This window comes from Bacillus sp. LJBS17, assembly GCF_019334685.1.
GTDB lineage: Bacteria > Bacillota > Bacilli > Bacillales > Bacillaceae > Bacillus > Bacillus subtilis.
This window is the reverse complement of sequence record NZ_CP079759.1, coordinates 1,897,522-1,919,540: the sequence shown is the minus strand read 5'-3', so window position 1 is coordinate 1,919,540 and position 22,019 is coordinate 1,897,522. Positions and strand designations below refer to the sequence as shown.

At 34.9% G+C, this 22,019-nt stretch carries 23 protein-coding genes and 2 pseudogenes; 15 read left to right on the top strand and 10 right to left on the bottom strand.

Going from position 1 to position 22,019, the window contains the following annotated elements; all coding sequences use genetic code 11:
* Positions 1-82 precede the first annotated feature (82 nt).
* The 10 genes from KXZ66_RS09630 to KXZ66_RS09585 form a co-directional block, all read right to left on the bottom strand.
* Entirely contained in the window at positions 83-286 is a 204-nt protein-coding gene (locus KXZ66_RS09630) for a helix-turn-helix domain-containing protein (protein WP_219144973.1), read from the bottom strand.
* Positions 287-407: 121 nt separating this feature from the next.
* Positions 408-917, bottom strand: a complete 510-nt coding sequence (locus KXZ66_RS09625; RefSeq protein ID WP_219144911.1) for a hypothetical protein — start codon at positions 915-917, stop codon at positions 408-410.
* A 53-nt stretch (positions 918-970) separates the two neighbouring features.
* Positions 971-1,195 carry a hypothetical protein gene (locus KXZ66_RS09620; RefSeq protein ID WP_219144910.1) on the bottom strand — a complete coding sequence of 75 codons (225 nt, stop codon included), beginning with the start codon at positions 1,193-1,195 and terminating at the stop codon, positions 971-973.
* Positions 1,196-1,304: 109 nt separating this feature from the next.
* On the bottom strand, positions 1,305-1,547 hold the full coding sequence (locus KXZ66_RS09615; protein ID WP_210216315.1) for a hypothetical protein: 243 nt from the start codon (positions 1,545-1,547) through the stop codon (positions 1,305-1,307).
* 38 nt (positions 1,548-1,585) lie between these two features.
* A complete protein-coding gene (locus KXZ66_RS09610; protein ID WP_219144909.1) occupies positions 1,586-1,852 on the bottom strand; it encodes a hypothetical protein in 267 nt (88 codons plus the stop codon).
* 349 nt (positions 1,853-2,201) lie between these two features.
* The gene (locus KXZ66_RS09605) at positions 2,202-3,419 is read right to left on the bottom strand and encodes a hypothetical protein (RefSeq protein ID WP_213377198.1); all 1,218 of its coding nucleotides are present in this window, start codon (positions 3,417-3,419) and stop codon (positions 2,202-2,204) included.
* Positions 3,420-3,437: 18 nt separating this feature from the next.
* The gene (locus KXZ66_RS09600) at positions 3,438-4,283 is read right to left on the bottom strand and encodes a GIY-YIG nuclease family protein (RefSeq protein WP_219144908.1); all 846 of its coding nucleotides are present in this window, start codon (positions 4,281-4,283) and stop codon (positions 3,438-3,440) included.
* Between the two features lie 116 nt (positions 4,284-4,399).
* Entirely contained in the window at positions 4,400-4,588 is a 189-nt protein-coding gene (locus KXZ66_RS09595; protein ID WP_003230987.1) for a hypothetical protein, read from the bottom strand.
* Between the two features lie 44 nt (positions 4,589-4,632).
* Positions 4,633-4,884: a hypothetical protein gene (locus KXZ66_RS09590; RefSeq protein ID WP_159376885.1), complete on the bottom strand. Its 252-nt coding sequence runs from the start codon at positions 4,882-4,884 to the stop codon at positions 4,633-4,635.
* Positions 4,885-4,902: 18 nt separating this feature from the next.
* Entirely contained in the window at positions 4,903-5,079 is a 177-nt protein-coding gene (locus tag KXZ66_RS09585) for a type I TA system toxin YonT (RefSeq protein WP_017696861.1), read from the bottom strand.
* Positions 5,080-6,099: 1,020 nt separating this feature from the next.
* On the opposite strand from KXZ66_RS09585, the gene KXZ66_RS09580 reads away from it, so the two are divergent.
* The 15 genes and pseudogenes from KXZ66_RS09580 (at position 6,100) to KXZ66_RS09510 (ending at position 21,997) form a co-directional block, all read left to right on the top strand.
* Positions 6,100-6,294 (top strand): hypothetical protein, encoded by a 195-nt coding sequence (locus KXZ66_RS09580; protein ID WP_068947523.1) that lies wholly within the window; start codon positions 6,100-6,102, stop codon positions 6,292-6,294.
* 40 nt (positions 6,295-6,334) lie between these two features.
* A pseudogene (gene yonO / locus KXZ66_RS09575) lies at positions 6,335-8,209 on the top strand (DNA-directed RNA polymerase YonO); the annotation flags it as partial.
* A gap of 184 nt (positions 8,210-8,393) precedes the next feature.
* Positions 8,394-9,296, top strand: coding sequence for a GIY-YIG nuclease family protein (locus KXZ66_RS09570; protein WP_003230984.1), 903 nt, complete (start codon positions 8,394-8,396; stop codon positions 9,294-9,296).
* 202 nt (positions 9,297-9,498) lie between these two features.
* Positions 9,499-10,131, top strand: a pseudogene (locus KXZ66_RS09565) (hypothetical protein); the annotation flags it as partial.
* Positions 10,132-10,393: 262 nt separating this feature from the next.
* Complete coding sequence (locus KXZ66_RS09560; protein WP_042976245.1) at positions 10,394-10,672, top strand: HU family DNA-binding protein; 279 nt, start codon at positions 10,394-10,396, stop codon at positions 10,670-10,672.
* Positions 10,673-11,606: 934 nt separating this feature from the next.
* Complete coding sequence (locus KXZ66_RS09555) at positions 11,607-12,122, top strand: hypothetical protein (RefSeq protein ID WP_068947520.1); 516 nt, start codon at positions 11,607-11,609, stop codon at positions 12,120-12,122.
* A 760-nt stretch (positions 12,123-12,882) separates the two neighbouring features.
* The gene (locus KXZ66_RS09550) at positions 12,883-13,092 is read left to right on the top strand and encodes a YonK family protein (RefSeq protein ID WP_068947519.1); all 210 of its coding nucleotides are present in this window, start codon (positions 12,883-12,885) and stop codon (positions 13,090-13,092) included.
* An 11-nt stretch (positions 13,093-13,103) separates the two neighbouring features.
* The gene (locus KXZ66_RS09545; protein ID WP_219144907.1) at positions 13,104-14,303 is read left to right on the top strand and encodes a metallophosphoesterase family protein; all 1,200 of its coding nucleotides are present in this window, start codon (positions 13,104-13,106) and stop codon (positions 14,301-14,303) included.
* 13 nt (positions 14,304-14,316) lie between these two features.
* The gene (locus KXZ66_RS09540; protein WP_219144906.1) at positions 14,317-14,772 is read left to right on the top strand and encodes a hypothetical protein; all 456 of its coding nucleotides are present in this window, start codon (positions 14,317-14,319) and stop codon (positions 14,770-14,772) included.
* Positions 14,773-14,897: 125 nt separating this feature from the next.
* A complete protein-coding gene (locus tag KXZ66_RS09535; protein ID WP_250540177.1) occupies positions 14,898-15,890 on the top strand; it encodes a hypothetical protein in 993 nt (330 codons plus the stop codon).
* Positions 15,890-17,638 (top strand): terminase large subunit, encoded by a 1,749-nt coding sequence (locus KXZ66_RS09530; RefSeq protein ID WP_219144905.1) that lies wholly within the window; start codon positions 15,890-15,892, stop codon positions 17,636-17,638. The genes KXZ66_RS09535 and KXZ66_RS09530 overlap by 1 nt, the downstream gene beginning before the upstream one ends.
* Positions 17,639-17,661: 23 nt before the next feature.
* A complete protein-coding gene (locus tag KXZ66_RS09525; RefSeq protein ID WP_119996891.1) occupies positions 17,662-19,200 on the top strand; it encodes a hypothetical protein in 1,539 nt (512 codons plus the stop codon).
* A gap of 18 nt (positions 19,201-19,218) precedes the next feature.
* The gene (locus KXZ66_RS09520; protein ID WP_219144904.1) at positions 19,219-20,367 is read left to right on the top strand and encodes a hypothetical protein; all 1,149 of its coding nucleotides are present in this window, start codon (positions 19,219-19,221) and stop codon (positions 20,365-20,367) included.
* 36 nt (positions 20,368-20,403) lie between these two features.
* Complete coding sequence (locus KXZ66_RS09515; RefSeq protein ID WP_032721631.1) at positions 20,404-20,868, top strand: hypothetical protein; 465 nt, start codon at positions 20,404-20,406, stop codon at positions 20,866-20,868.
* Between the two features lie 25 nt (positions 20,869-20,893).
* Entirely contained in the window at positions 20,894-21,997 is a 1,104-nt protein-coding gene (locus tag KXZ66_RS09510; RefSeq protein ID WP_017696876.1) for a hypothetical protein, read from the top strand.
* Positions 21,998-22,019: the final 22 nt, after the last annotated feature.

The window sequence follows — 22,019 nt, the reverse complement described above, 5'->3', positions numbered from 1 at the left end:
ATATTCAAATAAATGTACGATTTTATGCAGACCTAGAAAACTTGTAATTCTTTCCTAACCTTATAACTTTAGTATACCATTTTCATCCTGAGTGATCGATATGGTTATTGTCTTTTTGGAATATAAGCAATTCCTGCAGCTCGATGTTTAGGTATGTACATACCTTATCCAACAGCTCTCTCGGATACCGCTCCATTTCGTCATGATAGAGCTTTCTGACGGTCGGATACTCATGATCAATATCCCTGGAAAGCTTTCGAATACTGATCTTTCTTTCGTCTAATATGGCTTTAAATTTTTAATCAATCATAGCGCCGCACTTTAATAATTGAATATCGATTGGACTATGAAAAAAGCCAAGGTTTCCTTGACCTTTATCTACTATTTAACAGTAGTGAAACAGATTTCTAATTATCTCCATCCCATTGATAGGGTTCACCTATGGGACTGTACAGAATATCAATATCTATAAACTTCTTATGGTTCCCTTTAGGGTATTTAACTAAAATTAAATCCCACTTTCTAGGTACAAAGTCAACATCGTACCTCCAAAATTTTATTTCTTTGTCCTCTTCATTTACAATTCCATTAGCTTTTTTTCCATAGACCTCTAATTGTTCATTAGGAACATAGTATGCAGTATACTTATATTCTTGTTGTCCATTTCTATTGCCAACTTCTCGGTTGGATAGTCTATATGCGATAGAATCATATTCTTGATATTCCTCATTTTCTTCACTTTGAGTGTTGTGCTCATTTTTTTCTGAATTAACTTCGTCATTAGATTCACCTAGATCATCATTTACGAATTCTTCTTGTACGTAAGAGTTAGCTGTATAGTCTTCATGATCCTTGCTAAAATATACGATTAATATAATTCCAATTACACCAAGCAAAAAAACCGATACCTTTTTCATAATCCCGCCTACCTAATCAAAATATTTATTATTTTTGAGAATTTAATCAGACTTTAATCAAGATCAAAAGAACAGTAGACTGAATTATCTTCTTCATGTTTGATATATGTATTGCCTTTTAAGAAATAACGTAACCCTGTAGCAGCTTTTAGAATAGATATGCTTCGCTCTCGTACATGTGCTTTTATGTCTTGATCATCTTGTTTATATCCAGTTGCAGAAAATCTAACATGAATTGCAAATGATGAATTTTCGAATTTGAAGCTTATTATTTCCATGGCATAGCTCCTCTCTTTTCCTTAATTATACAACCGCCAAAATTTATTTAAAACTGCTGTTTTATTCAGATTGTATTAACAGACTTTTTTCATTGTTAATACCTCTTTACTATTTTTCAAAAAGTAGTTCAGAATCATCATTAATAAGATTTTCAGAAAGTATTCTGTTTTTATATTCATCATATTCCAGTTCAGACAAGTAGACTTCAAAACCTTTTTTATTGCTTAACTTTATTGCTTCAATAGTTTTGTCTGCTTCTTTCAATGCGCTTTCTTTAATTAAGAAACTGTTCATATTCACGCCACCACTATGTTTTAAAACTACACCATAAAGAGTTGTTATTGTACTCATTTTATATTCTCCTTTTCTGTTTAAAATTGTTGTTTTATTTAAAATTGGATTCTTGAAATTACTTCACTGTCCCAGTCTTTTTTATCTAACGGTGGCTGTAAATTATACCCCATTACACAAACAAAGTTATATGAATCACCGAGCGCTAATCTAGCTTGTTCTGGATTAAAGTCATTTAGACAAAACCCTATTTCTCTAGCCAGTCTTAATGCTCCGTCCTTCCCCGCATAAACATTTGATTGACCCAAAGAAGTTTGCAATGCTTCTCTAACATTTACTAAGTAATTTTTATATGTATTTTCCATTGTGACTATTCCCTTCTCTTCATTCTGTTTAAAATATGCATTTTATAATGTTTATATTTTTTGTATTTGTTAATTGTATTATAACCTGATTACCCTTATCTATCAACAGTTTATTATACATATTTTTTGCTTTTATATTATTTCTATAATAAATCGCTCATGAGGGGGTTTGGGGGTGGTGTGAGCAAAAATTGTTCAGGTGAGGAACGAACCGTTTTGAACAATTAGCAGCACCCCCATTCTCTTATTTTATTATTTAATTTATTTTTGTCTCTCTTAAAGACTTAGACGGAAAAACCCTTGGTATTATTGAGCTTTTTTAAGAGTTTAAGAGGTTTATTCTCTTTAACTACCCATTTAACCATTCAATTAGCAGCTCCCTCATCCTTAATGAGGGTATGTATAATGTTATTTCTTCACCATCTCTAATTGCAGATCTCCAAATCCATTGTACTAATTCGGATAATGCAAATGCATCTTGATCAATTGTTATTTGATATTTCTCTTTAAAATAATTATATAGAACAGTGTTAACGTATCTGTTTATTGTATACACCAAGTGTTTTTTGTGCTTAAAATCATTGGTAGCTCTTGCATTACATGACACAAACCCTTTTGTATATCCATTCCCCTTTACTTTGTTTTTGTGTTCTGAATAAGTCGTCCACATAGCTTCATCACTTGATGACTTAACAATGTTGTTAAAGTAATTGAATACATTGTTCTTTACCTTCTTGATCGTATATGGAGATTTATTTTTATACCAATTAGATGATAATGAATAATCCAATTGGCCAACTGTATTTAAGTTACCTTCATATATTTTTATTTTATTTCTTAATTGAGCCTTTAGAATACTCTCATATTCAGTATTATGTTTAGTAAACCTGTATTGCCCATCTATAAATTCAGAAACGTATTTTTGATACTTGATATTGTTTATATCATAATAATATCTTTGTATTTGAGCATCAAACATGTAAGTGAGTATATAAACTTCTTTAAACAACTTGAATATATCTGCAGGAAAATTCCAAATCAATATATTGTCTTTAAAGTACATCAGATTATTGTTTAAAGCCATATCGCGAATATCATCATAACGTGTTTCATAGTCCTTTTTTTCTTCGTTCCATTTGACAAATCCGTCTTCAACATATATTAACTTTGATTCAAATAGTGTAGTTAGATCATGCTTCTTAACGCGTAACTGTTCAACTACTTCCATAACTTCATCTAAAATCAATGTATAGTTGCCTGAAAGGATCAACTCCTTTGTTTCGTCATTAGCATTTTTGAATAGATTATGTGTAGCAACAATATTTTTGTTCTGAGATAAAAGTTCATGAAATGACTCAAACTTATATTGTGTTTTGTCACCTTTCTTCTTTACTTTAGGTTCATAAATTTGTTTACTGCTTATGCTCTTCTTAATGCGATCCACTTCATCCAAGTACGGTGTAATGAAAATAAAATTTTCGTCTGTCCCTGAATTATTCATCATGTCAATTGCTGCAGATGTTTTACCGCTACCCATAATAGAATCCACTATTTTTATTCTTGTCATAAATCTTATCCTTTCCTTTTAACCATTTTTCAACCATTCTGAAAGTAGTTCTTCCATTCGTAGTGAAGGAATGAAAATTGTTAAAGGTTTATTGATATTTCCACAGTTTACTATCCATTTTAAGATCAATGATAAAGCATATGTATCTTCATCCAACGATGATAACTCTTTGTATTTTGCAAGTAAAAATGAATTTGGAAAACAATTAGCTGCAAAGCAAAGATAACTTTTCTTTTCTTTTAGATATTGCCCATTGAGTGGTACAAATCTTTTCTTGTTCCCTTTAAATTCTAATTGCCTTGCGTATTGCGTGAATGTTGTCCAGCAACGATCTTTACTCGTTGAACTTGTTTGATTATAAAAATAATTATTCATATTCAATTTTAGTTGTTGCACATCTTTTGTGTTCTTACTGAACCAGGTTTTACTGTAATCATATTTAAATTTTCCGCTATGAAGTAACTTACCTTTTTTCTTATGAATCATTAAATTCTTCCTTAACAGCTGTTGTGTTTCCTCTGAAAGTTTTTTGCAATAGAACACATCTTCCACAAAATCAGATGGCGCCGAAATATTGTGCATTGTAGTAGAGCTTAATACGTTATAAAGGTTGTTTATGTCTTCTCCATCTAACCACATTTGTTCAATTGTAAGTAAATCAGTTTTGTTCTCAACATACTCCAATATTTCAAATGTGAAATCATTTAAACTATATTTATCCCAATCCTTTTGAAGAAGATGTGAATGGTGTAATCCATAATGTAGATCAGTTACATGCTGCTTCCATCGTTTAAATACGTTTATACTGCTACCTATATATTTCTTCCCGTTAATTTTATTTGTTATTTGGTAAATCCCCCTCATTCATTGACTCCTTTTAACACCTTTATTCTCTCCATATACCCTCCTTATATTTTAAATTTGAATCGAAAAATAAGGAACGATAATTGCCTTACCGCTCCCTTATTTATAACGCATATTTAATTATCCTTGTGTTGCTGCATGATTAATACTGAATCACCTTGTTTTACTTTGCTTATCTCTTCTCTGTACTCTAAAAGGTCTTTATCAATTCTGACAGTTGCTTCTTTGATGGAGTCAATATCTTTCTTGAGCATTTCCAATTCCTTTGTCAGCTGCCGAATAGCATCCAGGAATTTTTTCTCCAATCATCTCACCTCAATGATTTTATTATACCATGAGGCCTATAAGATTAGTGTGACTTGTTTCTTAGTTTAATGAATACAAAATAGATGATCCACAACAATATGGCAATGATACATGTGACTACAAAGATTGCATTGATTAGTGTTTGTGCTTCGCTGCTGAAGTAATCCTTAATGAGTTGAAACATTAAGAATAAGCCAATGAATGTGATATGGGTAAACCATAATGAGAATCGTTTCATGTTTGCAATGTGCTTGATCATGTTATAATATGGGTAGGAACTAAAGGAGAAGTTCATTCCCCTTTAGCTTAGCTCTCATCGGCGTATACGTTGGCGTTGTCTCTTTGGTCGGAGCCGCTTGCGTATACGCTTTTTCTTTTTGCTTGTCCCATTCTTTAGGTTTCTTATCTTCTCAACTATTGTTAGACTGTTGATTGTAAGAACCGTTAAAGATATGAGGAAAGCAACTATGATACCCACTTTCTCAAGCACTATGTACACCTCCTTTCCTATGACTCTATTATAACATATTCCATTATTTTTATATACATATTTTTTATATTTGCGATGAGTTATTTGTGTGTTGATGGAAGTTGTTGTAATGCTTTGTGTGCTGTCTGAGTGAGCAGTAATGTAAATGGACTGGATATTGATTAAGGATGCTTAGAGAGGTGTTATATTGATTTTTAGAGCGTGCGAGTGTGATTAGGTTGGATGACTGGATGAATAGTGTTATGTATATGATGTGGGAACAGATGAGGTTAGTAAGCGTGATGAGTGGTTATTGTAGGACATATAATTGGATAAAAGGATAAGTATAGTGGTGAGGATAAAATAAATATGTCTTCGATTCCCTCGGATTCGTTATAAATACGATTATTTTTAATGAATGGTTATTCATTTTTAAATTGATAACCAATTTATTTTTTTAAAAATTAATTCTTGTGTTTGGCCTGGAATTATGTTAGCACTGTTGTAGGCCTACCCAAGTCATCAAATACACGTATAATGTTCCTTATACACGTATTACAATACCAATATATGGGGGTATATTTACATCTAATGGTAAAATTAAGGGAACAGATGTACCCATAGCACTTCCATTTCCACACCCTATCCAAATTTTCATTTTCCTAATTCCACATCAAAATTACCCTTTTTCACATCGTAATCGCTATCGTAAAAGCCTTTTATATCAACATTTTTCCCTTTTCAAATTACCTCGTTTTCATCAATATTTAGATAAAGCAGCCACTTCCCCCTACTCTCACTTATGTTTTACGATCGTTTATCCCCTAATTACCATTCGATACAGCAAATACCCTTATGTTTACTGGATTTTTAAGCTCTTTAAATATTTTTACGATAGGCATGTTTTTAGATCACGATAATCACTCTATATGGCTTAGAATTCATCTCAATAACCTGGAGCTGTTAACATACTAGCGAAAAAACAATAGACAAATACAAATAATATGTATATAATCATCTCATGGGTGAGGAGGTGAGATAATGCAAAAGGATTCAAAGAAAGTAACGTACATGTTTAGTAATTTAATTGGATTTTTAGAGACTACTATTATTGAAGGAACTGCTTCACAAGAAGAAAACACTCTTTATGAGGACTACAAACTATTTGGAACAATCGATAAAAAGAGCTATACATACAAAAATCTTGTACATAAGTATCTAAAAAGCGATTATTAAAATCAAAAAATATACATATAAGTAATAAGGGGAGAATTTATTGAAAGGAAAAAAAGACGGTCTAAATAAGCAAGTACATATTTACAGTATTGATACTTCTGCTTTTTATAATGATCAAGAAAACAAATTACATAACAAGATTTTAAAATCATATAGGTACAGAGATTATCTCAAAAAACTTGAACATGTTGATAAAAAACATAAGAAGTACATAACGCAAAGGATTATTTCCTTAAAAGAAAATCTTTATAACGCCTTTAACAATCATAATCAAATAAGAACACTTAGAACAGATTCCCTGAAAGATAATAATGTGATTTCATTATTTGATTCAGTCTTAACTCGAACGTTGGGAATCAAAGAAGACTCTCTCTCTGAAGAGATCATGGTTGTCCAAACTTATCACTTTCAAATTTTAAGGGACATTATTGATAAAGGATTCATACATAACAATGAGAAATACGTTTATTTCACTAGTAGCGCTGGTCAAATACGAACAAAAAAATCCTGTTTTATCAAGCAAAGCACCTTAGATAAGTATCAAAATTCTTTAACTTGTGGCCTTAGTGTGGAGCAAATCAATGCTCAAGGTGGGAGTAGCATAAACAAATGGAATAGCTACATGGCCTTATCGAATAGCGCCAGCAGTCCATGGGAAATTGATATTGATAAAGCAATTGTCGTAAATGACTTAGAAACAAACGTTTCCAGCCTGGTTGATTATATTGACCGTGATACATATGAAATCACTCGTAAAGTTATGGATATTCCTATAGAACATACAGATGGTTGCGGAATGATGCTTCCCAGTTTGAGCCAGAAAAGCTTTATGGTCAGATTGCCTTGGGTTAAGGGTCTACTAGTCCCATTTGATTTTAGGAAGTTTGCTGAAAAACACAGTTCGTTTACAGTTAAGGACGTCTACGGTAAAGAATGGGACATTATTAATGACGATATCCAAATAATTTTTACGAAAAGCCAGTTTAAGATGTGGAAGTACTATGATTCATGGGATGACTATCGCAACAAATTTAAAAAGTATGGATGTCTTGGGGCTAAGTTAAATGAAGAAGATCCATCGGTTGAGGGAAAACTGACTTACCAAATGCTACAAACACTCACTGATATCACAGATGAGGAATTGAACCAAATCAGCTCAAAGACTGTCAGAGAGATTACTCAATTAGGCACTGATAAAGAAACCATGATGAAAGTTTTGGGGGCTACCGAGAAAAATAAACATAAGACAAGTCTTCAAGAAGCTCTACTGATATATCCAGAGCTGTTAAATGATGATCACACTAAAGAAATCATTAAGAATAAGAAAAAGAGTATGATTAAGGACGCCAAATCAGGAAAATTACTTGTCAGTGATGCTAGGTATACATATTTATGCCCAGATCTATATGCTTTCTGTGAAAGATTGTTTCTTGGAATTGAGAATCCGAAAGGACTGCTTTCAGGAAGCGATGTCCATTGTTCTTTATATGATGAAGGGTACATTGATATTCTTCGCTCCCCTCACCTATTCAGGGAGCATGGTGTTAGGTGGAACAAAAAAGATGAGGAATATGAAAAGTGGTTCATTACCCCAGGTGTTTATACCAGCATTCATGATCCGATATCGAAACTGCTGCAGTTTGATAATGACGGGGATAAGGCCTTAATTATTTCTGATAAGCTAATCGTCAATATTGCAAAGCGTAATATGGAGAACATCGTTCCTTTGTATTATGAAATGTCTGTAGCCCAGAAACAAGAGATTAATAGCAGAAACATCTATGAAGCACTAACTCTTGCTTATGGAATCAATATCGGGGAGTATAGTAACAACATCACTAAGATATGGAACAGTGACAATATAAACCTGGACGTGATCAAATGGTTATGCATGGAGAATAACTTTACTATCGATTAAATTTATAGTCGCGTCGCATAGCGATATGCGGATGAAAAGTCAGTGAACCTAGAAAACTAGGGTGTGCATTCAGCGAAAAGTAGCGATAGGAAATGATCGTTAATGAGTGTGCTAACAGGGGAATTCTAATTAATACATTTTACATTTTGAACAATGATATTTAAAACAAGGGGGTGACAAAGTGAAGTTTATAAATGAGGATGAGCATAAATATTTGAGTGGGATATATAAGATTGAGCAGATAAGCACCGGCTTAATATATGTGGGGAAAACTAAGATGAAATTTATTAAGCGTTACTGGCATCACACTTGGAAGCTGAAAAACAATTCGCACTGTAATCGACATTTGCAGAATAATTGGAATAAATATGGAGAAAACGATTTCCAATTCCATGTTTTACAAACAGTTGATCCAAACTCAGATATGAACGAATTAGAAACTCACTACATAAATGAACTAGGTGCCTATTTAAATGGCTTTAACATGACCACCGGCGGAGAGGGCAAGAGTAATTGTAAGATGTCTGACTCCACCAAAAAGATTATTGGGGAAAAGAATAGGATTAATAACATCGGAAGAAAGCTTAGTGATGAGACTAAAGCCAAAATGAGTAAGGCGAGAATTGGCAGAAAGCTCTCTCCGCAGCATAAGGAAAAGCTTTTACAATCTAGAATGAATAAAAGGCATTCGCCAGAATCTAGATTAAAGATGCGTCAGTCTCATTTAGGGTCAAAAAATAAATCCTCAAAAATAAATGAAACGAAAGCACACGAGATAAAAGTTCGATTGATTAATGGGGAAAAGATGTCTGAAGTATCAAAATCAATGCGTGTTTCCTACCCCATCGTTAAATCAATATTACAGTGTAAAGTATGGAATCATATTCATGTTACTGGGTGGGACGACTTTATTCTTAAATACAAAAGCAAGAAGAAAAGCACTCTTACTCCAGAAGAAGTATTTTGTATAAGAGAACTTCTTAAAAAAGGGTTATCAGCACCCCATGTTGCAAAAATGTGTAACATAAAACCCAATGTTGTTTATGGAATTAAACAAGGAAGAACCTATAAAAATGTGAAATGAATGTAGAATGTATTATATGAAAACCCTGTGCCAAGCGTTTACATCATGCTGAGAAGTACTTGTAAATGAAGGTGCAACGACCATCCTTTATGGAGTAATAATAAGGTGAAATTCCTTATTATGAAGCGCTGACCATCTGTCTAGTACAGATGATGATATGGTCTATTCCCTAATAAATATCGGGAAACCGAGGGTATCAAAGTTCGCAAAAACCTTATTCATGCCCACCCGCCCTGATCATGTTGATGAGCAAATCAAAGATTACATAAAAAATAAAGTGCCCCACTTCTTCATCAATGCAAAGGATAAAGAAGAACATAGCGTAGAATCGATTAATGAAAGTACAGTAAATAAGTTAGACTCAATTATTCCTAATGAACGAATCAACTTTAACGCAGTTGCAGGAAAATTTGATTACCGTTTCTTACTTCGAAATAAAAAAGTGAAACTTGATGAAACGGTTATCAATGAGTACAAACGTCTTGACCGAAACAAAAAGTGGCTCATGAATAATGAAGAAATTAAACCAGGAGAAAAGCTATACGTCTATAAGATTATCAAACAAAGATTAATGGAAATACATAACGATGAGCAACTTATTACAGATGTTTTAGTTAAGTACCTATATAAAAAGAAGAGTAAATTCAAATCGACTTTGTGGGAGTGCTTTGGCGAACATATATTGGAAAATTTAAAGATTAACTTAAGGAATTTTAAGGCTTGTGGGAATTGCGGAAAAATGTTCAGTCCCTCTTCTAATAAATCTAAATACTGTAACAATTGCTCAAAAAAAATGATCTTAGATAAACATAAACGCTACAATAAAAAAAGATAACGACCAATAGAAAGTGCCTTGAGCCTTACTCCCCCAAGGGATACAGCATTTCTCGGCAAAAAAAGGTCAACAAAAAAGCACCTTGAACCCTTGGTACGACTGGGCTGAAAGCCCCTTTTGAGATAATCGCCATAAGGGAGAAAGAAAGCTAATTTCCACATAAAAGGGCGAGTAAGTCTCCCATTTTTTCAAAAAACCACAAACGTTACCGTAATTATACTTTAACACAAAAATAAACGAAATCACTAGGAGGATTTAAAACATGAACAAAACAGAATTTGTTGGAGCAGTTGCAGAAAAATTAGGTGTTACTAAGAAAGAAGCTACTCCTAAAGTTGAAGCAGTATTTAATGTCATCGTTGAAACACTAACAAAAGGTGAATCAATTAAGGTTCCTGGAGTTGGAACATTTGAAGTTCGTGAACGCGCAGCTCGTAAAGGGAGAAATCCCCAGACAGGAGAGGAAATTGATATTCCGGCTACAAAAGCACCTGCATTTAAGCCGGCAAAAGCACTTAAAGACGCAGTCAAAGCTAAATAATCAGTTAATGAGGACGACAGGAAAGGCTACCTGCACGCTTTGTCACAAAGAGCTTATGCTCCTAAAAGTGGCAGAGTTGAGTTATGGAGGAAATTGTCGACCTCCCCTCTTTTCGCTTTTCATCTTCAACTCCGGGTTAATTAATTATAGTTATTTATTTATGGCATGGGGGTGCCGTCAATAATTAGTTGATTACTGATATTTGGGATATCAGTTCTCGACTAATGTTCATTTATGAAGGTAAAGACTAATCTAAATGAATATTAGTGGAGATTCCTCTTCAGTGTGGACTAGCTTTTCTTGATTAAACAATATCTACTCCCCCTATTTTCTGTATCATTCTGACACAAACTGCGGTTGGTCATTGCAGTTAGTCGGATAATAGTCATTTATGAGGGTGCGAGGTTAACTCGGATGTCTGTATCTAAAGGAGACAGGTAAATGACTATTATCGGGCTAAACATGTCGGTAAGACCTATGCTACTCAAGTTTTTTATATGTAGGGTGAATCCCATCACAGTCTTACTATGGGTGACATGTAGCCTGAATATTAATTGCGGTGTACTGCTTCGGCTTACACTTAGGTAAGGCAGATGCGTCTTCCTTACCTCAAATTCCAATTAACAACATATTCGCTATTTATTCGCTACTTCTCCTTCATTCTGAATGGAGACTTATCTTTCCCATGCACATACCTCCTTACACGGGTCAGAGAAAACTGTGCAAAATAAGAGACTGGCGATCTACACGCATTGTATGTAGATAAGGTGTGTGACCTGACAAGAAAAGACAGGAATGTCTCTGAAAAGGGTTATATGGGTCTTACCTTTTCAAATGTTTTGATTAAAACTAAGGATAAAATTTGTTTTATTGGCAATTTATTTAAGAATCTATTAGAATATAAAAGATGTATGTCTAAAGGAGAAGATAATAAATGTCAAAAATCGCTTTATTTGAAGCTTTACCTTTAAGAAATGCAATCTCAAAACGTATTCAGGAACTTTTACAGGAACGAGATAGTGTTGCATATGTTGAGCATGATAAGGATGAAAAATATACAAAACCAACAAAAACTGTAGACCAAATCACAGCTGAGCTAGAATCGACTAAAAAAGATTATCGTGAATTGGTAGTACTAATAGCTAAAGCCAACCTGGATGCAAAAGTTTTGTGGGATGAAAAGGAATTATCGATCACAGAAGCGCTTGAATTAGCACAGCAACTTAGAGGCGAAGCGAATAAACTCAAAAGCTACGGTCGTTCTCAGAAAACTGAACGAGTAAATTCTTATTCTGATGTTATTAGTTATCGTGAAGCCTTGTTTGATCCTGATAAAATGCAAGCTAAAGGATTAAAGTTAGAAAGAATGGCTAATCGTCTTTCAAACTCTATTGAAAAAGCTAATCATAATTATGAAATTGAGTTTGAAGCTGCAGATAAGTATTTATAAAAGCTAAGGTTTTAACTTAGCTATGAGGGTAAAATCACTTTTATCTTGATAGCTGGGTGTAAAACTGCCCAGCTTGGACAACAGAGAAGTAGAAAGCCGCTTTAGTTTAGAGCGTATCTAAACTGTAATACCAAAACTCATTTATTTCCTAGGTTGGAGACGGATTACGTTTTACAGCTTACGAATTAAGAGATTTACGAGTTTACGGACGCAAACCTTTATTAGTGATATTTTAATCAAAAATATACTCTGTTCTCTGTTGTTCCAATAATTTAACTCATGTGCCATGCTGTACAAGGAGTTCCTGAAGACGTCATTATGACGTCTTTTGTTATTTTCAGATTTCCCTGTCAATCCGAAGGCTTACGTTCCTACGTGAGTTACTGATGTAGGTGAGATGGGTTAATTAAAACCGTTGGAAGACGAGGGTTATGACCTAATTCAAATATTCCATTAGTTGGAGGATTAATGCTATACGCATTCTTTCTCAATCTGAAAGCAGTCAGAAAAAGGCTTCCGCACCTTACGGCGGAGGTCTTTTTGTGCTTGCGTTTTACTTTATCGATCAGCCGGAATGTACTTAGGAGCCTTCCGGTACGTAAGCTATCAATAATCTCCTTCGGGCGTTTCCCCAACGCCTATCCGACTTATCTTTCATCTCCTTTATATCCCCTTCTCGGATGTTACCGATGCTTCGGATCATCGGGCTTCCGAAGGAGCTTATTGTACGTAAATAAAACAAATAATTGGAGGAATCGTCTTGGCTAAAGGTAAGAAAGAATATTCTTTTAAAAAATGCACTGTGAACGTTGATGAAGATCAAATTATTGAGTATAAAAATGATGGGATACATATCCACTCATTATCTAAGTACTTAAGAGAAATTGAAAGCAAAACAGAACCGATTGATTTCACTTTAAAAAGCGACAGTGAAGTTGTGCCTCAAGAAACTGAAGGACTCTCTGAGTAGGCGGTGACTAAATGACAGCTATTTTAAACCCTGTGTTGCACCGTGAAAAGGAAGAATCCTTTACCGACTACCACATCCGACTTTTTAAAAATAAAGATACTTATCACATTGATACTAAAACCATTGCCGCTCTCTTAAACAAAGATCAAGGTACAAATTATGATGAGAGTAAATGGCGCAAGGATTATAAGCAATATGAACGATGGAATGATTACATAATGTCCAAGAATTTGGATGAAGAAATTCTAAGGAAATACGAAGAAGTGCGACTTCAATCTGAAAAGGAAAAGATTAGAACTCGTGATCAAAAAAGAGAATACAGAAAAAGTATAGCGAATCAAGCTCGCTTTGAGAAAATCAAGGATGACGTAGTCCAAGCTATTGTTAATTTAGAATCCAAAAGACCTCTTCGTTTCACTTACCCCCTCCCTGCAGCTGCTGAAAAGCATGGGCTTGCTTTATTCAGTGACTGGCACTTCGGAATGGAAATCGATAACCGCATCAATAAGTTCAATAAAAAAATATTCGATGAACGAGTTGAGCATCTCACAAACAAAGTAATTGAGTATGGAAAGAAGAATCATGTCTCCACATTACACGTTGCAAATCTTGGCGATTTAATTGGAGGTCTTATACATGTTTCAACGAGAGTTCAGGCTAATGAAGATGCTGTAGAACAAATTAAATATGTATCAGAAACGCTTGCTGAGGTTTTAACGATGTTGGCAAGTGAGTTTCAAGAAGTTAAGTTCTACAACGTAGCAGGCAATCACGGTCGCCTCTCCCCTTCTAAAAATGATGTCGGGATTAAAGAAAACTTTGAATACCTCATTAATTGGTATCTCGAAGCTAGATTAAGAGATATTAAAAACATTTCAATTGAACCGGAACAAGATGGCTTTATCCCCGCTAAAATCAACAATCATAAAGTCGTGTTTGTCCACGGTCACTATGATCGTGTTGATCAATGCGTAACCCGCCTACCTCAATTACTTGGCTATATCCCTTCTTACATATTTGGTGGTCATATTCATCACAACTATGAAAAAGAATATGGCAGCACAACAGTTGTTGTAAACGGAGCGCTTGTTGGCGCTGATGATTATGCTATGCAGGGTCGCTTTGGTACGAAACCGTCTCAAAAGTTTATGGTATTTAATGATGACGGTGTTGAAGCTACATACATTATTCGTTTTAAAAATAAAAACTAAAGGAGGAACCTGCTTGGATTTAGCAATGCATGAAGTGTATAACCTTCACTTGTATGATAGAAAAACTGAGGAATCTTTAGTTGATTTAACAACACTTCAAGATGTTGAAATTTTTTATAGTGATGAACATGAAACGTATTTGATTTTTGCAAAGAATGCTCTGCTAAATTTTGAGGTGCTTAAATTTTTAGGTGATTATAAAGCTCCTACCTCCTTTGAATCAAAGTTGGGAAAGAAACAATATATTTCTGTTTTAACTGAGACACCTAAGCATGAATTCAAACTGTTGGCTGAAACTGTCGGTTCTTGCCCTGAGTCATCAGAGGCCCATAGAGTTACCTTAGAATTTAACAATGTAGAAATTATTTCTAGAGCTGAATTAAAAGGTGTTAACGGAGAAGTATCGGGTTTAGACTTGATTTTTAAAGTGAACCCAGTAGATAAAGGATTTTTTAAAATTCACTATTGATAAAACTTTAATTTTATCCAAATAAACACCTTTTTAGAACGCCCAGCGATGATTGCGGTACTCCCCTTCCGCTCTATTACTGGGCGTTTCATAAAATGTGTTTACATCAACTTTATGGAGGTGAAATGGTGGGTCGGAAACCTAAAGAAAAAGAAAAACTGTTATGTGCTGCATGTCAAAAGGAAAAAGACAAAGATTCTGGCTTTTATAATTCCCGCAGCAAGCTTTACGAAAAAATAGGAAAAGTACCAATTTGTAAATCTTGTCTCAAGAAAAATATTGATTACAGCAACATGGACTCTGTATACACTGTCTTACAGCAAATCGATGTCAAATTTGATCCTTTATACTGGGAGCAAGCAGTTCAAAGAAAAACTGACACATTTAGTGCATATATGACAATGGCAAATTCTCTAAAGCAGTTTAATGGAACTGGTTGGAAGGACAGTATTCTAGAACAACAAGAAAAAGCTATTGCTGCCGAAACTCAGCGTGATTCAGTAGAACAAGTCTCAGATGAAATAATTGATAAATGGGGAATTGGTTATACACCCGATGAATACCACCAGTTTGAAAGGAAGTACAACAAACTCATTCGAAATTATGGAGAAAAAACCGCTCTCCATACTGAGGGATTACTCTCCTATATTCGCTTTCGTGTCAAAGAGGAATTAGCTACAGCTAAGGGTGAAGTAAAGGAAGCTAAAGAGTGGGGTCAAATGGCTTCAAAAGCAGCTACTGACGCAAAGATCAACGTTTCTCAGTTAAGCAAAAGCGATATTAGTGGCGGTGTGGATGTGCTGTCACAACTCTTCGAAGCAGTTGAAACTGAATTAGGCATCATCCCTCTCCTTCCCCGCCTAACCGCTCAACCTTACGATGATGCTGATTTAATCATTTGGGCCATAATCAATTATTACAGAAGACTAGAGGATAAAGAAAAAGTAGCTTATAAAGACATATATCATTTTTACGATGAGATGCTCGAAGAAGATTTCAAATCAAAGGGGCTAACTACAGAAGAAATTGAAAACTTGAAAAAAGCACGAAACAACGTTTTCCGTGACTTAGAAGATGTGTATAAAGAGCCACTTTACGACACTGGGGATGAAGAATAATGGCAAGCTACAAAAACTTCACCTCTAAGAACAATAAACATACAAAAAATCGAACAGATATTTATGAATCCTCTTTTGAAACTCCAGTAAATCCCAATGATAGCTCTAACTTAATACAGAAAAACATTTCAAAATGGGCAGAATTCACCTCCTTCATTCGTTTTTATCCTGATATTTTCTACGACATGTTAAAACCCGAAGTTGGTGGAATCGAACTTGATTTATACCAAAGAGTTATGATGAGAACCCTAAGTCGCTTCCCTCAAAATTACTTCTGTATTCCTCGCGGCGGATCAAAAACCCTCACTCAAATCATGGTTGCGTACCATACAGCAATCTGCTTCCCAAATGTCACATTAGCAATAACCGCTTCAACCAAAGAATCTGCGGTTAAAATTTGGAAAGAAAAACATGATGAAATTTTAAGGTTCTATCCTTCTATTGCAGATGAAATCAAAAGCGAAAGTTTTTCCAAAGATACTGGAAGAGTTGAATTTCAAAATGGCGCAATTATCGATAACCTAGCCAATGCCCAATCTTCAAAGGGATTACGTAGAAGACGTGGCTCTCTTGAAGAATCTGCATTAATCGATAAAGATCTCTATGATGATGCCATTGAACCAATATTCAATATTCCACGAACTACAATGACTGGTGAAATTGATCCTGCAGAATTAAATGGTCAAATAAACCGTTTTTCAACATCAGGATACAAAAACTCTGATGAATACGAAAAGATTCTTACTATGGTTAAAGAAACTGGTGACTTGAAAGGCTCCTTTGTGTTTGGATCTGATTGGAGAATTCCTATCCACTTTGGTCGTCAAAAAATTTCCACTATTAATAAAGCCAGACAAGGAAACGTTACCCGCTTTCGACAAAACTACCTTTGTGATTGGATTGGTGCAAGTGACGGAGCTTTAATCAACATTAGTAAATTAATTAAAGCCAGAACTATTACACAACCAGAGCTATCTTGTCCTCGGGATAAAAACAAAAACTTTTTGCTTAATGAGTATGTTATTGGTGTAGACGTTGCACGTTCTGCAGCTGAGTCAAACAACAAAACGGCTATTATTGTTTTAAAAATTATTAGGAATAGTAACAACCTTATTAGACAAGTTCAAGTAGTTAATATCATTGAACCACCTAATGGATTAAGCTTTAAGGAACAATCCATCATGGTGAAAAGAGTCTTTAAAAATTATGGCGGAAACCAAGACCTCTCACTCTCTAGAGTAAAAGCTGTTGTTGTTGATGGTAATGGAGTCGGCGGTGGATTAATCGACCGATTATTAGAAGATGTTACTGATCCTGAAACAAATGAAGAGCTTGGATGTTGGGCTACAATTAACACTGATCAAAAACCAGACGTGCCTAATTCACCTGAAGTCGTTTACAATCTAAAATCACAAGGTATAAACCAGGATATTATCACCCAGTTTTTAGACTATGTTGAATCGGGGAAGTTAAAGTTACTCAAAGCTTTCGAAGATATCAAAAACCAAAAAGACATTGCAGACGATGTTATGGTTGAAGCAGCATGTATTCAAACTCAGTTGTTTATTGACGAAGTGGCCAACCTACGGATCAAGAAAAACCAAAATTCTTTTACTGTAGAACAGGTTGTAAAACGTATCGATAAAGACAGATACAGTGCGATTGCTTACGCCTTATATTACATTGCTCAATTTTTAGAGAAAGAGGAATCCGATGAAGAATATTCATTTGGGTTCTTTTTTAATTGAATTTTTTAATCAGGAGGTGAAAAATGGATACCCAAAAAGAGCCGTCCTATGAATATAATACTGATTTATCAAACCTGGATTCGCTATTCTTCAATACCTCAAATACTTCAGTTTCATATGATCGAGTGAAAACTTGGCTTAATAATCACAATCTTTATAACAAACAAATTCGAAATGCCTCAAAATTTCTTTATAATTCAAATGGTATTTACAGGAATGTAATTGACTACATGGTTTCTCTCCCTACCCTAGACAGAGTTGTCTACGGGAACTCAAATGATCATGATCAATTAAAATTGGACAAACGAACATATGGAATCGCATTAAGAAAAATAAATGACAAAAATATTGTTCGAGATTCACTTAGAAAATTAAGTCTTTACGGCACATCTTTCCATTATTTCGAATCAGTTGCAGCTGAGAACTTTCCTAAAACACTTAGTGATTATGAAGTTGATTCAATATCTGAAATCAACGATACAAAAGAGTTCAATTGTTCTATCCTCCCTCTCCCTATCGATTACTGCAAAATTGTCGGGAGAAAAAACTCTTCATATTTGGTGGCTTTTGATGTATCCTACTTTGATCAATTCACAAGCAAAGGGAGATCTTTAAAACTTAAAAGGTGGCCAAAGGAATTTAGACAAGGTTATGTTGAGTACAAAAAAGATCTCAATAAACGTTGGCTCGTATTAGACAACAATAAGACGATCACCGTTAAAGGCAGCGCTGATTTGGAAGATCAATGGGGACGACCGATTGGACTAGCTGCATTTGTTGATATGGTTTATGACGATTATTTTGTTGATACAAAAAGAAACATTCTTGATGATTTGAACAGTACATTAATTTATCAAACATTGCCCGAAGGTGAAAAGAAAGGTGTTTCTTCCTTAACGCAAAAGCAACAAGAGCAACAGCACAACAGCATCAAAAATGCCTTAGTTTCTAAAGGCGCTGTCAAAGGGATAAAATTCTTCTCTTTGGCCTCAGGCACTAAGCTAGACAAGCTTGAGACAAACGTTGATTTCCTTAAAGTCAAAGGTGAAGATGAATTAATAAAACGAATATCAACTAACTTAGGTTTTGCAGGTTCAGCGTTAAATGGTCAAGACGGAAATTATTCCTCTCAATCTACAAACATTGAAATGGTGTCCTCACAAATTTTCTCCTGGTTAGAACAGATCTCTAGTGAGTTTAACAAAGTCATTAATGCAAATATCATTAAAAATCCCAAGTCTTATGTTGAAGTTTACTATCTCCCCCTTACCCACGTTAACCGTAAAGAAAAAGTCCAAAATATGAAGGACTTGTACACGAGTGGTCGAGGAAGTTTAACTGCTTGGATAGCAGCTACTGGGTGGAATCCTGATGCCTACTTGTCATTAATGGAATATGAAAAAGAAGAAGGATTCGATGAGAAGTTCCCTGTTCATGCAACTTCCTACACCATGAGTAAGAATGATAAGTCTGCTGGTCGTCCTGAAGACGATAGTTCTCAAAACGAGAACACCATTAAGTCCAAAACAAATAACAGTAATGGTACGCCCTCTGGCTCATGAAGGGAGGTGAATTAATATTTGAGAAGTGCAATCTTAGAGATTAATAATCAACGAAAAGTAAGTGGACGAACCTTTGTAAAGTGGGTTGTTCTTGAAATACATGAAAACAATGCCCAATACAATAAAAACGGTATTACCTGGATCGAAAAATACGTTAATGCAAACTTAAATTCCATTAAGGATATGCCGCTGTGTGTAGAATTTATTGATTGTGAAAACAGTGAACCATTTGGCCATGGCATGACAGAAATTAAAGATGGGACTCCCCTGTTTGAAAACAGCACTGTAGTTGGTGTTACAACCAATGGATATATCGACACTATAGAAGTAAATGGTCAACAAAAAAGAGTGTTAATTGGTGAAGGTTTTATTTACAACCAAAGGTACCCTAAGTTTGTACAATGGCTTAAATCGAAAATGTTTGATGGCGAATTCCCTGAGACCTCAGTAGAAATTTCTGCAGTTGAAGGCAGCTCTTCAATTGAGTATGACGGTGGGTATAAAGAAAAAGGTCGTATACCTATGAGATTTGATTTCACCGGCGACGCAATTCTCGGAATTGATCCAGCTGATGATGCTGCTGTCTTACTGGAACTAAATAATAATCACAAGGAGGAACAGTCAATGGCAAAAACACAAGATGAAGCATTAGTTGAATTGAATAATAAGCTAAACATTGAGAATAAAGCACTTGAAACAAAAGTGGCTGAACTTAATGAGGCGCTTAAGAAAAAAGATGAGGAGTTAAATGCTGCAGTAAAAGCAGCTAAAGATGAGAAAGCAAAAGTTGAGGAGAAAGAAAAAGAAATCAAAAAAGCAAAAGAAGAAAAAGAAAAAGCTGATGCCGAGTTGAATTCACTGAAAGATTTCAAACAAAACGCAGAAAACGAAAAGCTAAAAAGTGAACTAAATCAAGATCTCAATAAATATACAGAGAAAGAAAAATCGGTCGCGAAAGAAAAAATAGAACTCTTCTCCAAATCTCCTTCTCTTGAGCTAAAGACACAAATTCTCTCGGAAATTAACTCTTCAATTGCTCAATCATTTATTGCACAACGTCAAAAGAATCAATCAACTGAAACAAATAGCACTAATGATAAAGACATTTTTTCAGAAATTAATGATGCTGGACAAGAAAGCTCAGTATCTATTAATGATCTCTATTAAAATAAAATAACACTTTTATAGAAATGAGGAATTTATATGTTCAAGTTTGGAACTATTGGTGCCTTCAAACAGGTGCGAAATAACCCGCGTTGTAAAGCAACGAAAGATTTAGTGCCTGGCTTGGTTGTGTTACCAGATGACTCTACTGGCCTGGCGCCTACCCCTGCCGATGCTACAGCAGCAAAGGGCGACATTTATGTTGTTGGCAATATCATTGATAAACCTGAGGTTAGAAACAAAGCTGATTTTAAAGTATTGAAAGATGAATACGTTCGTGCTTTCCGTGTAACTGATTTGGCTGACCTACCAGTTGAGTTGAGTCAAGATACAGTTCAAGGTTTTGATGCTCTCATTGTGGGCGATGTTATTGTCCCAGCAGGTGATGGAACTGGTCAATGGACTAAAGCTGGAGAAGATGTTGCTGATTATAAAGTTAAGCTTAAAGTTCTTGAAAAAACTACATTCGGTGGTAAAGGTCTGTACTTAAAAGTACAAGCCTAATCCCTAACTTTTGGAGGTAAAACTTATGAAAATTGAACTTAATAACGTAAAACGGGATTCAGATGTGTTTGCTAATCCCAAGTTAAATTCAAAATCGCCAATTATTGAGATCTTCTCTGCAATTGCAACAGGCAAAGATATTTCTAAATTCGGTAATAAAGCCGATACAGTTATGAAACATGTCAAAGATTTAGCAGCTCAAGCTGTACTTGGAAACCCCGTGGCAAAAGCTGAAATAAATACAATTGTTAGATTGGCAATTGAGCCTAAACTTATTTCAGCTGTTAAATTATTTGATTTCATGGGTACTTTTAGACAAATCGGTTATGATCAACAACCAATGATGACTACATACGCACACGAATCAATTAGAAGTGGTTTCCAAGCTTCTCGTGGAGACGTTCCTTTTGCTACTACAACTTGGAACGAATACCCTATTGGAACACAGACTATCTCAGCAGGCTATGCTGTTAATTACCGTGAAATCCAAAGTGGAAACCTAGATAAAGTTGCTGAAGGTATGGAACAAGTTCAGACCGACATGATGAATAAAGCTATGTATTATGTCGTAAATGAAATGTACAACGCCATTAAATCAGCTACCGGTGTTAAATATTTCTCGGAAAATGCCGGTATTCAAAAATCTGCAGTTGATGACACTATTAAGAAGGTTCGTAGATTCGGTCAACCATCTATCGTTGGTGATTATTCTGTTGTTTCTCAGTTAAATGATTTTGCTGGATTCCAAGCAGTCGCCGGAGATGCGACTAGTACAAAATTGCCTGAATCAGTAATGGACGAAATCCGCAAGACAGGTTTACTGAGTACTTATAAAGGTTCTTCTGTTGTTGAATTACCTAATGCATACAACCTCACTGAACTTAACAAGACTGGAGATAACTTCAAAACTTACCTTCCTGAAGGTCTTCTATTCTTCATTCCTCAAGGTGCAAAATCTCCTCTTCAAGTATTCCAACGTGGTGGATTAACTTCTATGACAGGTAACGATATCGTGTCTGGTACAGAAATTACTCGATTTGACATGGAAATCGGTGCAGGTGTTGCTAAAGGACAAGAATATCAAATCGGATTAATCCGTGATGAAAATTTCGAAATCACACCTGAATAAAATCATTATGGAGGGCATTGTC

Coding starts and splice junctions, on each gene's coding strand:
- KXZ66_RS09510 (WP_017696876.1), top strand. CDS start 20,894: ATGAAAATTGAACTTAATAACGTAAAACGGGATTCAGATGTGTTTGCT.
- KXZ66_RS09600 (WP_219144908.1), bottom strand. CDS start 4,283: ATGAGGGGGATTTACCAAATAACAAATAAAATTAACGGGAAGAAATAT.
- KXZ66_RS09545 (WP_219144907.1), top strand. CDS start 13,104: ATGACAGCTATTTTAAACCCTGTGTTGCACCGTGAAAAGGAAGAATCC.
- KXZ66_RS09625 (WP_219144911.1), bottom strand. CDS start 917: ATGAAAAAGGTATCGGTTTTTTTGCTTGGTGTAATTGGAATTATATTA.
- KXZ66_RS09605 (WP_213377198.1), bottom strand. CDS start 3,419: ATGACAAGAATAAAAATAGTGGATTCTATTATGGGTAGCGGTAAAACA.
- KXZ66_RS09610 (WP_219144909.1), bottom strand. CDS start 1,852: ATGGAAAATACATATAAAAATTACTTAGTAAATGTTAGAGAAGCATTG.
- KXZ66_RS09590 (WP_159376885.1), bottom strand. CDS start 4,884: ATGAACTTCTCCTTTAGTTCCTACCCATATTATAACATGATCAAGCAC.
- KXZ66_RS09535 (WP_250540177.1), top strand. CDS start 14,898: ATGGTGGGTCGGAAACCTAAAGAAAAAGAAAAACTGTTATGTGCTGCA.
- KXZ66_RS09620 (WP_219144910.1), bottom strand. CDS start 1,195: ATGGAAATAATAAGCTTCAAATTCGAAAATTCATCATTTGCAATTCAT.
- KXZ66_RS09615 (WP_210216315.1), bottom strand. CDS start 1,547: ATGAGTACAATAACAACTCTTTATGGTGTAGTTTTAAAACATAGTGGT.
- KXZ66_RS09530 (WP_219144905.1), top strand. CDS start 15,890: ATGGCAAGCTACAAAAACTTCACCTCTAAGAACAATAAACATACAAAA.
- KXZ66_RS09525 (WP_119996891.1), top strand. CDS start 17,662: ATGGATACCCAAAAAGAGCCGTCCTATGAATATAATACTGATTTATCA.
- KXZ66_RS09560 (WP_042976245.1), top strand. CDS start 10,394: ATGAACAAAACAGAATTTGTTGGAGCAGTTGCAGAAAAATTAGGTGTT.
- KXZ66_RS09555 (WP_068947520.1), top strand. CDS start 11,607: ATGTCAAAAATCGCTTTATTTGAAGCTTTACCTTTAAGAAATGCAATC.
- KXZ66_RS09580 (WP_068947523.1), top strand. CDS start 6,100: ATGCAAAAGGATTCAAAGAAAGTAACGTACATGTTTAGTAATTTAATT.
- KXZ66_RS09515 (WP_032721631.1), top strand. CDS start 20,404: ATGTTCAAGTTTGGAACTATTGGTGCCTTCAAACAGGTGCGAAATAAC.